This window comes from Thermosyntropha lipolytica DSM 11003 (assembly GCF_900129805.1).
GTDB lineage: Bacteria > Bacillota > Syntrophomonadia > Syntrophomonadales > Syntrophomonadaceae > Thermosyntropha > Thermosyntropha lipolytica.
Genome location: NZ_FQWY01000048.1, coordinates 1 through 12,247 on the forward strand (window position 1 = coordinate 1; position 12,247 = coordinate 12,247).

14 protein-coding genes are annotated in these 12,247 nt (G+C 40.5%); 13 read left to right on the plus strand and 1 reads right to left on the minus strand.

Annotation, left to right across the window (positions count from 1 at the left end; genetic code table 11):
* The first annotated feature begins 131 nt into the window (after positions 1-131).
* The 13 genes from BUB92_RS11405 (at position 132) to BUB92_RS10065 (ending at position 11,611) form a co-directional block, all read left to right on the plus strand.
* A complete protein-coding gene (locus BUB92_RS11405) occupies positions 132-341 on the plus strand; it encodes a hypothetical protein (protein WP_143156926.1) in 210 nt (69 codons plus the stop codon).
* A 106-nt stretch (positions 342-447) separates the two neighbouring features.
* The gene (locus BUB92_RS10010) at positions 448-1,011 is read left to right on the plus strand and encodes a nitroreductase family protein (protein WP_073093361.1); all 564 of its coding nucleotides are present in this window, start codon (positions 448-450) and stop codon (positions 1,009-1,011) included.
* Between the two features lie 202 nt (positions 1,012-1,213).
* Entirely contained in the window at positions 1,214-1,852 is a 639-nt protein-coding gene (locus BUB92_RS10015) for a phosphatidylserine decarboxylase family protein (protein WP_073093362.1), read from the plus strand.
* Complete coding sequence (pssA, locus tag BUB92_RS10020; protein WP_073093364.1) at positions 1,833-2,351, plus strand: CDP-diacylglycerol--serine O-phosphatidyltransferase; 519 nt, start codon at positions 1,833-1,835, stop codon at positions 2,349-2,351. Before BUB92_RS10015 ends, pssA begins: the two co-directional genes overlap by 20 nt.
* A gap of 20 nt (positions 2,352-2,371) precedes the next feature.
* A complete protein-coding gene (locus tag BUB92_RS10025) occupies positions 2,372-2,950 on the plus strand; it encodes a TVP38/TMEM64 family protein (RefSeq protein ID WP_073093367.1) in 579 nt (192 codons plus the stop codon).
* Positions 2,951-3,066: 116 nt separating this feature from the next.
* Positions 3,067-3,819, plus strand: a complete 753-nt coding sequence (locus tag BUB92_RS10030) for a ClpP family protease (RefSeq protein WP_084728462.1) — start codon at positions 3,067-3,069, stop codon at positions 3,817-3,819.
* Complete coding sequence (locus BUB92_RS10035) at positions 3,816-4,028, plus strand: YlzJ-like family protein (RefSeq protein ID WP_073093370.1); 213 nt, start codon at positions 3,816-3,818, stop codon at positions 4,026-4,028. Before BUB92_RS10030 ends, BUB92_RS10035 begins: the two co-directional genes overlap by 4 nt.
* Before the next feature lie 181 nt (positions 4,029-4,209).
* Positions 4,210-4,989, plus strand: coding sequence for an undecaprenyl-diphosphatase UppP (gene uppP, locus BUB92_RS10040; protein ID WP_084728463.1), 780 nt, complete (start codon positions 4,210-4,212; stop codon positions 4,987-4,989).
* Between the two features lie 112 nt (positions 4,990-5,101).
* Positions 5,102-7,420: an FtsK/SpoIIIE family DNA translocase gene (locus BUB92_RS11955; protein ID WP_084728464.1), complete on the plus strand. Its 2,319-nt coding sequence runs from the start codon at positions 5,102-5,104 to the stop codon at positions 7,418-7,420.
* Between the two features lie 29 nt (positions 7,421-7,449).
* Positions 7,450-8,226, plus strand: coding sequence for a RodZ domain-containing protein (locus tag BUB92_RS10050; RefSeq protein WP_073093372.1), 777 nt, complete (start codon positions 7,450-7,452; stop codon positions 8,224-8,226).
* A 7-nt stretch (positions 8,227-8,233) separates the two neighbouring features.
* Complete coding sequence (gene rimO, locus BUB92_RS10055) at positions 8,234-9,565, plus strand: 30S ribosomal protein S12 methylthiotransferase RimO (protein WP_073093374.1); 1,332 nt, start codon at positions 8,234-8,236, stop codon at positions 9,563-9,565.
* Between the two features lie 46 nt (positions 9,566-9,611).
* Complete coding sequence (pgsA, locus tag BUB92_RS10060; protein ID WP_073093376.1) at positions 9,612-10,142, plus strand: CDP-diacylglycerol--glycerol-3-phosphate 3-phosphatidyltransferase; 531 nt, start codon at positions 9,612-9,614, stop codon at positions 10,140-10,142.
* 122 nt (positions 10,143-10,264) lie between these two features.
* Positions 10,265-11,611: an acetyl-CoA hydrolase/transferase family protein gene (locus BUB92_RS10065; RefSeq protein WP_073093380.1), complete on the plus strand. Its 1,347-nt coding sequence runs from the start codon at positions 10,265-10,267 to the stop codon at positions 11,609-11,611.
* A 46-nt stretch (positions 11,612-11,657) separates the two neighbouring features.
* Here BUB92_RS10065 and BUB92_RS10070 read toward each other — a convergent pair.
* A partial coding sequence (locus tag BUB92_RS10070) for an alanine:cation symporter family protein (protein ID WP_143156933.1) occupies positions 11,658-12,247 on the minus strand: 590 nt, incomplete at its 5' end.

The window sequence follows — 12,247 nt, forward strand, 5'->3', positions numbered from 1 at the left end:
AAGATGGTTTTTATGGATAGGTGAGGATATGAGCAAGGAAAAAGCCGTAAAATTTATTACTCAAGTTTCGCACCCAGAAAGCCCTGCTCAAACAGCAATAAATCGGGGGTAACTGAGCAAAAAAATTGTTGTTGACAATAAAAAACGCCTTGTTCTGCGATGAGGTACAGGATATTGACTACCAGACCGCCATACGGTATCTTTTGCTTTTTATTGCCGAACTGCGCAAAAAAATTTCCCAGGATTTATACGCAGAAATTTTGTGTCAAGTTCGATATTGGATTGCTGGTCAACCAGCATACATTAGGGCTTTGATGCCTGTTTTAAACTGCGAAATTTGAGTTTATTATATAACGGCAGTTAACATTGTATTACCACCGTGTCTGCTATAAAATTTAATTGGAAAACTATCCCGGAATGAGTACTTTATAAAAAGGGGGGATTTTTTTGGAAACGAGAGAGTGTATTAAGACCAGGCGCAGTATAAGGAGGTTTACTGACCAGCCGATTAGTGATGAGGTTTTGATTGAGCTTTTGGAGGCTATTCGCTGGGCTCCTTCCTGGGCCAATACTCAGCCCTGGGAAGTGGTGGTGGTAAAAGACCAGGTTTTAAAGGAAAAACTGGCTGATTGTTTATCATCCAATAATCCGGCTCGCAAGGGGATGCTGGAGGCTCCAGTAGTTATAGCTGTGTGCTGTAAGGTAGGTCTGTCGGGTTATAAGAAGGGAGAAGCTCTAACCGACAAAGGTGACTGGTATATGTTTGATGGAGGGATTGCCTGCCAGAACCTGTGCCTGGCTGCTCATGACCTGGGTTTAGGTACGGTGCATGTAGGGGCGATGGATCATAAGAAGGTGGATGAACTTTTAGGACTGCCGCCAGATGTCAAGTCTCTGGAATTAATTCCTGTAGGTTATCCCGCTCAGGAAGGAAAAGCTCCTCCCCGCAAGGAGCTGGAAAGTTTTGTTCACCTTAATCGTTATGGGACACCGTTTAAGGTGAATAAGTAGATAAAATAGAAGAGATGGTATGAAATGCCTGGCATGTGTCTTTAAAATCCCTGCTTAAGGAGCAGGGATTTTAATTATTTTTTGGTATAAATTAAATAGTTTATTTTTCTTGTATTTTCTATAGTTACATAAAGCGTAATTGTAAGGTAAAATTACTATATATAATATTTATTTACCATACTTTATTCAAGAGGAGATAAGGATGAGAATCAGGTATATTGCCGTAGAAGGATTACCTTTTATTATTTTTTTCGCCCTGGCAGTAGTGATAGTTTGGCTAACAGCTGGTTTTTATTGGGCAGTTTTACCTCTGGTTTTGCTGTTTTTTTGTCTTTTCTTTTTTCGTGATCCCGAGAGGGATTATGTCTTTAAGGAGAATATAGTTGTTTCTCCTGCTGATGGCGTAGTTATGTCGGTAGCAGAAGTGTATGAAGGCAGATTTATAAAGGATAAAGCAGTTAAGATAAGTATTTTTTTAAGCCTTTTTGATGTACATGTGAACCGTATTCCCGTAAGCGGAAAAGTTGTAGAGCTAAAGAATGAAGGAGGTTTATTTTTGCCTGCTTACAAGAAAGAAGCTGGAGATCTCAATGTAAGAAGTTATACGGTTTTGGAAACCAGGTGGGGGAAGGTAGTGGTAGCTCAAATTACCGGATTGGTGGCCCGCAGGATTGTTAACCGGGCTAAAGTAGGAGATGTTTTTAAAACCGGGGAAAGATTTGGGCTTATAAGGTTTGGATCCTGTACTGAAGTATATTTGCCTTGTACTGCCCGTATACTAGTTAAAGAAGGGCAGAAGGTCAGAGGGGGGGAAACTGTAATTGCCGAGTTTTGTGATTAATTCTTGTGCCCATTTTTTAACTTTGTTAAATGCCGTTTTTGGAGTTTTGTCAATAATTTATGCTATAAACGGGCAATATACTTCAGCAGCAGTTATGATTTTGATAGCGGCTTTTCTGGATGGAATAGATGGTAAGGTAGCGCGGAAACTTAATATTGTTTCAGAATTAGGTAAAGAGTTGGACTCATTATGTGATTTAGTATCTTTTGGAGTGGCTCCGGCCGTTTTAATTTACAGCAGCATTTTGGCAGCTGACAATAAGGGGATCTTAAGTATGGTTATAACGATATTGTTTGTAATCTGCGGGGCTTATCGGCTGGCCAGATTTAATGTGCTTAATATAAGCGGTTATTTTGTAGGTATTCCTATTACCCTGGCTGGTTTTCTGGCAGCTTTGTTTGTACTGATTGACCAAGAATTTTCTTATGCTCTGACCGCGGTTTTTATGATTGTTTTATCGCTACTGATGATAAGCACTATTAAAGTGAAAAAATGGTGAGAAGTTTAAGGTGAAAATATATGCATGATTTGAATTTTTATCTGCAGCTGGTTCAGAATTATGGGTATTTAGGTATAATAGCTGTTTTAATTTTTATAATTATACAGTGTCATGTCCCGGTTATGCCTTTTGCGGTACTGGCTGGGGTATGTGGTTTTTGGTTTGGTTTTGCGGAAGGGGTTTTTTTGTCCTGGATAAGTGTGGTTTTAGGCTGTTTGCTAGCTTTTTATGTTTACCGTTTTTTCAGGTTAAATCGCCTGACGGCTAAACTTTTGGCCCGTTATAATATCAAGACTCAGTTGAAAGATAAGTTGCTGATAAGTTTTATAATCATATCGCATAATATTCCGTTTATACCTATTGCTGTTGTCAATATAGTTGCTGCTGTTAGTGAGATAAAAGTAAGCAAGTTTTTGGGGGCTACAGCTTTAGGGCTGCTTATACCTTCTATACTTTTCAGCGGTTTGGGAGCTGGAATAGGAGCTTTTGTTAACCATCCCCGACTTTTGACTTTGCTCCCTCTGCTGGTGGTGATTATGACGATTATTTTTTACAAGAAGGTAGACTGGGAAAAACGTTTTTATCGCATACAAGAATAACCAGAGGAGCCTGACCGTGAGGTCAGGTTTTTTTGTGGGGAAATTTTATAAGCAGGGCTTTATGGAGAGTATATTATTCTGTTTCGGGGTAATTATAAATGTAAGCACTAAAACTGATGAAAGGGGTTGTTACCTTGAAACGCTTTTTATCGGGGCCGGAAAATGAAGAACATGAAAATAGAGAACCGGAAAATAGCAGTGAACAGAGGCTTGATAATATCAAGGAACTGGGCCAGACTCAGGTACCTGATTTCAGGAGCGATATCCACTGTTTAACTATCAGTGGGCAAATAGAGGGACATATGGTCTTGCCGCCGCAAAATAAAACTACCAAATACGAACATGTAATACCCCAGCTGGTAGCTGTAGAAGAAAACCCTAATATAAAGGGACTGCTTATTGTTTTAAATACGGTGGGGGGAGATGTTGAAGCAGGGCTTGCTTTATCCGAGATGATTGCCAGCCTTTCTAAACCTAGTGTTTCTATAGTTCTGGGAGGGGGACATTCGATTGGATCTAGTATAGCAGTAAGTGCCGATTATTCCTTTATTGCTCCTTCCGCTACTATGACGATTCATCCTATACGCTTGACGGGATTGGTAATAGGGGTGCCCCAAACTTATGAGTATCTGGATAAAATGCAGGACCGGGTAATAAGGTTTATCGTACAGCACTCTAATATAACTGAAGCCAAGTTGAGAGAATTGATGTTTAGAACCGGCGAATTGGCAAGGGATATAGGAACAGTTCTGGTAGGAAAAGATGCGGTAGAATGTGGTCTTATTGATGAAGTAGGCGGTATCCGCGATGCGATCAAAAAACTTAATGAACTTAAAGCTAAAAAAAAGGAGGGAGGCTTTCTGCAGTGATAATATATGTGCCGGAACCGATGGAGCTGTACAATAAAGAAATGGCGGAAATCATGACTATAAAGCTGGCCTCCGGGGGAATTATTACTGCTGAACCTTATGGACAGGGCAGAATAAGGGTTTTATCAATAAACAGCACTGACCCTATGGATTATATGGAACCTAAGTATCAGCCCGGAAGCATATTAGATATGAAAATAGTTATTTAAGAGATTTAAAAGCACCCTTCGCCCATGAAGAGGTGCTTTAAATTATATTGTTTACAATTTTAGTAAGATTTTATGCCTGGCACAACTTTTTACTCTGATAGCGTTAAATTTTTATAATTTTTATTTGGGCTTTATGATATACTTTTAAAGGTATGACCAAATAATAGGAGGAGGAATTTTCTTGACTTCCTTTGAAGCTTTTATTTTAGGTATGGTACAGGGATTAACTGAGTTTTTGCCGATTAGCAGTTCCGGGCATCTGGTTCTTTTTCAGCATTTGTTCGGTTTAAAAGATGTCCCTCTGGCTTTTGATGTGCTTTTACATATAGGTACTCTAATTGCTGTTTTTATTGCCTTCTGGGAGGATATAGTTTCCATACTGAAAAAACCTTTCGATAAGCTTACTTTTCTTATTCTTGTCGGCATAATACCGGCTGGATTGGCAGGGTATTTTCTGGAAGATTATGTGGCTATGGCTTTTGAATCGCTTCTGGTAGTAGGAATAGGACTTATTTTTACCGGTGCTATACTCAAAATATCCGAAAACTATGCTAATAATAGGATTCTTATTAAACAGGCAGAAGAAACTTCTTTTAAGGATGCTTTTTTTATCGGTATAATGCAGGCATTAGCAATTTTGCCAGGAGTATCACGTTCAGGCTCTACTATTGCGGCTGGACTTTTTGCTGGACTAGATCGTGATTTTGCTGCCAGGTTTTCTTTTTTGCTTTCCATCCCGGTTATTTTAGGAGCCGGGTTATTACAGCTTAAAGATTTGCCTTTTAAAGGAGAAACTATAGATTTAATTCCTTATGGAGTCGGATTTTTGTCATCTATCATCTTTGGTTATTTAGCGATTAAGGTAGTATTACGCCTGGTTAGGGGAGGCAGGCTTTCCGTATTTTCTTATTATTGCTGGGGAGTAGCTTTGTTGTCTTTAATCTTGTATTTTGCTGGTTAACAGGCTTAAAATTTTTTAATTAAAGAAGGAAAAAATTTAATGTAAATAGAATGTACTAGGCAAAGAAGTGAAAATTTTTTGTCTATTTATATATTTTGGAGTGAATATTAAAATGGGGGTAAAAAACGGGACGAAAACTAAAAAAAAAGCAATAAAAAGGTTTAAAGAGGTTAAGGAAGATAAAATATCGTCTTATCTAGATGTGGTAAGCAATGAAATACTTACCGTTTTGCTTTTAGTTTTAGCTGTATTTATATATATTTGTTTGAGCAAAGCCCAGGGATTGCCGGAGGATAACCAGTTTATAGGGATTATAGGGATTTATCTGAACAGGTTTTTAGAAAAGGCTTTGGGAGAAGCTTCTCTGCTGGTTGCTTTTTATCTCCTGGCCTGGTCGATACATATAGGAGTTACTGGCCAAAAATGGTCAATCCACATGTGGGGGATAAGCCTGGTCTTTATTTCCTTGTTGCTAATTATTTCGGTACATAATATTCCTGCTGGCTTAGATCCTCTGGAGGCTGGGAAACAGAGTATGGGTGGAGGACATATAGGAGGAGCCCTGGCCTATTTAAGTATAAAGCTGGTAGGGAAAATTGGCACCCTCATTTTTACCGGGGCGGGTATGGTGATGGGATTAGTTATGATAGTAAACCGCCCGCTGGCAGATATAGTGTATGCGATAAAAAGCTGGAGTTTAAAGGCTGCTTTTAAAATAGCTGATTTCTTATTTGAAGAAGTAGAAGTAGAGGATAAGGAAGGAAAAGGTAGAAAAGAGAATAAAAAACCGGATAAAAAAGCGGATAGAATTAAGGAGAGTAAAATATCTAAAGATGAATCTGCAATCTTTTTACAAAATGAGGAAGTGAAAGAGGAAAAAGGGGAGGCGGCGGTTAAAATACTGGCTTCTGCTCATAACTTTGAAAATAACAGCAGAGATGATGAGCGGGAAATGGAAAATAAATTGGGTGCTGACCATGTATCTTTAATTGCTGCTGGGGCGGAAAAAGAAAAAAAATATCAAAAACCTCCTCTAGATTTGTTAAGCAATTTAAGCGAAGAGCGTACTATTGATAAAAAGAATATAAAACACAGTATAGCGATCATCGAAGAAACCTTTGCCAATTTTGGCATAAATGTAAAAGTTAACCAGGTGAGCTGTGGCCCGGCAGTTACCCGCTATGAAGTTACGCCTGCTCCGGGAGTGAAGGTGAGCAAGATATTGAGTCTTACTGATGATTTGCAGCTTAATCTGGCTGCTCCCGGGATTAGAATAGAAGCTCCTATACCTGGAAAATCTGCTATTGGTATAGAGGTACCGAATAGTAAAATAAGGAGTGTAGGGCTTAAGAGTTTGCTTCTTTCGCCTGTTTTTAAAAGACTCCAGAGTCCTTTAGCTTTTGCCCTGGGGGAAGATATTGCCGGAAATACGGTAGCCGTTAAACTTAGTGATATGCCCCACCTCCTGATTGCCGGGTCTACCGGTTCAGGCAAAAGTGTTTGTTTGAACTGTATAATTATGAGTTTTTTGTATAATGCTGCTCCAGATGAAGTGAAATTTGTATTTATAGATCCTAAAATGGTGGAACTTACTGTTTATAACGGTATTCCCCATCTTCTTACCCCGGTTGTAACTGATCCCAAGAAGGCAGCTTTGATACTGCGCTGGATGGTTACGGAAATGGAGAAAAGGTACAAGCTTTTTTCTGAGTACGGGGTAAGGGATATAAATAGATATAATCAGGTAGCGGAAGAAAAACTGCCTTTTATTGTTATAATAATAGATGAGCTGGCTGATTTGATGATGGTGGCACCCGTGGAAGTAGAGGATGCTATTTGCCGGCTGGCTCAGATGGCAAGAGCTGCTGGTATGCATCTTATTGTGGCTACCCAGCGTCCTTCGGTTGATGTGGTTACGGGGGTTATTAAGGCCAACATTCCTTCACGTATCGCATTTGCCGTTTCTTCCCAGGCTGATTCCCGTACTATCCTCGACTGCAGTGGAGCAGAAAAGCTTTTGGGCCGGGGAGATATGCTGTTTTTGCCTATGGGAGCCAATAAACCGGTACGGGTACAGGGAGCCTATGTTTCCGATCGCGATATAGAGGCTACTGTCGAATTTATTAAGGAGAATAATAAGGAAGAAAAGGTGGAAAAAGAAGAGGAAATCGATCTAGTTTTATCTTCGCAGCAGATGGAATTGGAGGATGAGCTCTTCTGGGAAGCGGTAAGGATTTTTGTGGAAAGCGGAAGGGCTTCAGTTTCTTTGCTGCAGCGAAGGCTGCGCATAGGATATTCGCGGGCGGCCAGACTAGTGGATATGATGGAAGAAAGAGGAATTGTTTCTGAACCTGATAACAATAAAAAACGGGAAGTTCTGATTGACCGCAAGCAGCTGGAAGAGCTCTATGAGCGGCATGAGATTGTTTAATCATTACAGAAGTATAGGGGTGTAAAGAGATGGGAGTAGGTGCCAAGCTTAAGGAGGCCCGGGAAAAAAAAGGTCTGACTTTGGAAATGGTAGAAGAAGAAACCAAAATCCGCAAATCTTATCTGGAAGCGCTGGAAAATGAAAATTTTAGCATCTTACCTCCCAGGGTTTATGCGGTAGGTTTTGTACGCCGTTATGCCAAGACTCTAGGGCTGGATGAGGAGGAACTGGTAAGAGAGTTCAAGGCTTTGGCTTATGCTGGTGAAAAAGAGGAAGAAGATTTTTGGCAAGAAGAGAAAAAAGAAGAAGGGCCAAGATTTGATGTAAGTAAATTACCCTGGAGCAATGTTTTTTTAGGATTGGCATTTCTGGTGCTGGTTATCTGGCTGGGTAATTTTCTGGTAGGTTATTTTGCCCAAAAGGCGACCGAAGAAAGGGAGCCGGTTTTACCTCCGCCGGTAGTGGAAAAAGAAGAGAAGAAAGAGCCCCCATTACCGGAAGTGAAAGAGGCGGAAAAAGCAAAGCCGGTTTATAACGGGGTTAATCTGGCGATTGAAGCGCGCCAGAATTGCTGGTTAAGTGTTAAGGTAGATGGAAACGAGGCCTTTACCGGCATTATTAAGCCGGGAGAAAAAAAGGTGTTTGACGGACAAGAGGAGATATATGTCAAGGCCGGCAATGCCGGAGGTATTGATGTAACTTTCAATGGTGAGAAGATTGGCGTTTTAGGAGAAGTAGGACAGGTTGTGGATAAGACTTTTACCAGAGAAATAGGTAAAGACGAAAAAAAAGAGAAGCAGGGGTAGAAACAGCGTGAATATAGGGTTTATAAGTTTGGGTTGTCCGAAGAATACTATTGATACGGAAATAATGATAGCTATTTTAAAGAAAAAAGGATACAGGATAGTCAACGAAGCCGCAAGAGCAGATATGGTAATTATAAATACCTGTGGTTTTATAAATGATGCCAAGGAAGAGGCTATCGAAACAATAATTGAAATGGGGAGTTTGAAAGAAGAAGGGATAATAAAGTATATAATAGCCACCGGATGTTTGGCTCAGCGGTATGGGCAAGAGCTTTTAGATGAGATGCCGGAACTTGATGCAGTTGTTGGCATCTCATCTTTTCTGAGGATTGATGAAGTTGTAAAAATGTTGACCTCAGGTGAGAAAAAAAGGATTATTGAGGTTATGCCCCCAACGGAATTTTTTATAGAAAAGGGAGACCGGTTTTTAACTACTCCGCCGGGGACAGCCTATCTTAAAATAGCCGAGGGCTGTAATAATCGGTGTTCGTATTGTGCTATACCTCTTATAAGGGGTAATTTGCGCAGCAAGAGCCTTAAGGATATTGAAGAGGAAGCCCGCATTTTAGTAGAGGATAAAGGGGTAAAAGAGCTGGTAATTATAGCCCAGGATACAGCTGCTTATGGTGTAGATATTTATGGCGAAAGCCGCTTACCCCAGGTTATAGATATTTTAGCCTCTTTTAAAGGTTTGGAGTGGATAAGGTTAATGTACCTGCATCCAAGGCATATAGATGAGAAAATAATAGATAAGATAGGGAACACGGAAAAAGTCATACCTTATCTTGATATCCCTGTACAGCATTTTGCCACCCCTATTTTAAAAAGAATGAACCGCCAGCATGATGGGGATTATCTAAAGGAGATAATTGACAGGCTCCGGGCTGCCAAACCAGGTCTGGTCTTGAGGACTACGGTAATGGTAGGTTTTCCAGGGGAAAAAGAGGATGATTTCCAAAAACTTTATGATTTTATAGGAGAAGTGGAATTTGATTGGCTGGGATGTTTTGCTTTTAATCCGGAGGAAGATACCGCGGCCTATACTATGCCGGAACAGGTGCCTGATGAGGTAAAAAAGAAAAGAGTAGATGAAATAATGCGGCTGCAGAAAAAGATTACGCGTAAGAAGAATATCACGCGGGTTAATAAGAAAGAAAAGATCCTCGTAACCTCCAGGCTGGATAAAAACCTTTATGCCGGCCGAGGGTATTTTCAAGCCCCTGAGGTGGACGGAGTAACCCTTATAAAGAGTGAAAAGAGTCTGGTTCAAGGTGAATTTACGGAGGTTATACTCAAAGGGGTTAGAGGATATGATATGATAGGAGTAACTCTTGACTAAACTTGAAAAGAGAAGTTAAAGATTAAAAACAGGAGAAAAGATGTTCATGAATATCCCTAATGTATTGACTTTACTGCGCATTGTACTTATACCTTTATTTGTGGTAGTTTTACTTATAAGGATTCCCTATGGGGATTACCTGGCGGCTTTTATTTTTGCCGTGGCAGCCTTAACTGACAGTCTGGATGGCTATCTGGCTCGCAAGTGGAAACAGATTACCAAGCTGGGCATAATTTTAGATCCGCTGGCCGATAAGCTGCTTATTACTGCTGCTTTGATAAGCCTGGTGGAACTGGGAAGGATACCAGGATGGATAGCTATTATAATCCTGGGAAGGGAATTTGCCGTTTCCGGGCTTCGAGCGATAAAAGCGGAAGAAGGGGTTATAATACCAGCCAGTAAGTGGGGGAAGGCGAAAACGGTGAGCCAGATTGTGGCCGTTTTACTTATAATGCTGGAACACTTATATGCACCCTTTATATCCTGGCCTGTCGGCATGTGGTGCATGTATGGAGCCGTAGCCATAACTATATGGTCAGGGATAGAATATTTTTACCGATTTTGTACTTTAAAATAATGTTTTATAAATTTTATTTTTGTGGTAGAATTTATTCTACCATTTATTTTTATAATGAAAAGTTAAAAATGTAATTTTTTGTAATTAAGTTTAGATTTTTTAAGCCAAGGAGGCGAAAAAAGATGAACTGGCAGGATGAATATAAGCGCAAGTTAGTTACGGCTGAAGAAGCGGTTAAAGTTGTAAAATCAGGGGATTGGATTGAGTATGGATTTGGATTAACTTCAGCTAATGAACTGGATAAAGCTTTAGCTGCCAGGAAAGATGAACTTTTTGATGTAAAAATAAGAGTAGATTTAGGGGTATGGCCTCACTATACTCTGGAAGCAGATCCTGATGGGAATCATTTCTGGTGGCACTCCTGGCATTTTTCGGGACTTGATCGTAAATATTATGATACTACTGGTAAAATGTTTTATGTACCTATGAAATTTAATGAATGTCCTATGATGACGCGCAAGGATGTTAAACCTAACCGCATTTTTATGGCTACGGTAGCTCCTATGGACAAACACGGCTATTTTAGCTTTGGAGCGGGAGCTGCAGCTTCTATGGCCGCTATTGAAAATGCAGAATATGTTATATTAGAAGTTAATCAGAATATGCCCCGGGTACTGGGAGGCAATCAGGAATGTATTCACATAAGCCAGGTAACTTATGTGGTGGAGGGAAGTAATCCTCCCCTTCCTACCTTAAATCCAGCGCCTCCTACTGAAATCGATGTCAAAATAGCCGAGCATATAATCGGATTGATGAGAGATGGAAGCTGCCTGCAGCTGGGCATAGGCGGTATTCCTAACGCCGTAGGAACCCTGGTTGCCAGGTCAGATTTGCAAGATTTAGGTGTGCATACGGAAATGTATGTCGATGCATTTTTAGAAATGACTAAGGCAGGTAAAATAACCGGCAAGTATAAGAATATTGATAGATACAAACAGGTTATGTCATTTGCTCTGGGAACGCAGGAACTTTATGCTTTTATCGATGATAATCCGGGAATAGCTTCGTATTCTGTTGATTATGTTAATAACCCTGCAGTTATTGCCAGTATAGATAATTTTGTCTCCATAAATGCCTGTCTGGAAGTTGACCTTTTTGGACAGATATGTTCAGAAAGTGTGGGAACCAGACACATAAGCGGGACTGGCGGCCAGCTTGATTTTGCTGAAGGTGCCTATAAGTCAAGAGGGGGACAAAGTTTTATCTGCATGCATTCAACTTACACCGGAAAAGATGGCCAGGTTATGTCGCGCATAAAACCTATTTTAACTCCAGGTGCTGTAGTTACTACTCCCAGGACAGCAAGCCACAAAATAGTTACCGAATTTGGCGTTGCTGACATGAAAGGAAAGAGCACCTGGGAAAGGGCAGAAGCTCTTATTAATATTGCCCACCCCCGGTTTAGGGATGAATTGATTAAAGAGGCGGAAAAGATGAAGATTTGGAGGAGGTCTAACCGTCTGAACTAGTGAAGATTAAGCTCCTGCCAGCAGGATGAAGGCAGGAGCTTAATGTTTATTCAGCTTTACGAATCATTTGCGGAAAGATATCTTTTTCAAATTCTTTAAATGTAGCCAGGACTACTGCTGAAAGCCCGAGTACTCCTATCAGGTTGGGAATAATCATTAAACCGTTGAAGAAATCGGCTAGCTCCCAAACCAGCTTTACTTCTAGAGTAGATCCAAAAGCAATAAGGCACAGTACGATTATTTTGAATATATTTATAGGTTTAGCGCCGAACAGGAAGCGGATGTTAGCTTCTGCAAAGTAATACCATGCCAAGAGGGTGGAATAAGCGAAGCAGAAAAGCATGACTACCATAAGCTTGGGCCCTATCCAGGTACCGAAACTTTTGGCAAAAGCCATTTGTGCAAGGACTGCGCCGGTAGCTTGAGTGTAATCAGCTCCACTCATCAATATAATCAGAGCAGTTATAGTACATACTATTATTGTATCAATAAAGACTCCTGCCATAGCCACTAAGCCCTGTTCAGCCGGATGGTTAACGCGGGCAATAGCATGGGCATGGGGAGTACTTCCCAGTCCGGCTTCATTGGAGAATATACCGCGCGCAATTCCATAGCGGAAGGCTTCTTTGATAGTGG

Excerpts from the sequence above, each read along its gene's own strand:
- BUB92_RS11955 (WP_084728464.1), top strand. The coding sequence starts at position 5,102 with ATGGGGGTAAAAAACGGGACGAAAACTAAAAAAAAAGCAATAAAAAGG.
- BUB92_RS10065 (WP_073093380.1), top strand. The coding sequence starts at position 10,265 with ATGAACTGGCAGGATGAATATAAGCGCAAGTTAGTTACGGCTGAAGAA.
- pgsA (WP_073093376.1), top strand. The coding sequence starts at position 9,612 with ATGAATATCCCTAATGTATTGACTTTACTGCGCATTGTACTTATACCT.
- BUB92_RS10050 (WP_073093372.1), top strand. The coding sequence starts at position 7,450 with ATGGGAGTAGGTGCCAAGCTTAAGGAGGCCCGGGAAAAAAAAGGTCTG.
- BUB92_RS10015 (WP_073093362.1), top strand. The coding sequence starts at position 1,214 with ATGAGAATCAGGTATATTGCCGTAGAAGGATTACCTTTTATTATTTTT.
- BUB92_RS10030 (WP_084728462.1), top strand. The coding sequence starts at position 3,067 with ATGAAAGGGGTTGTTACCTTGAAACGCTTTTTATCGGGGCCGGAAAAT.
- BUB92_RS10025 (WP_073093367.1), top strand. The coding sequence starts at position 2,372 with ATGCATGATTTGAATTTTTATCTGCAGCTGGTTCAGAATTATGGGTAT.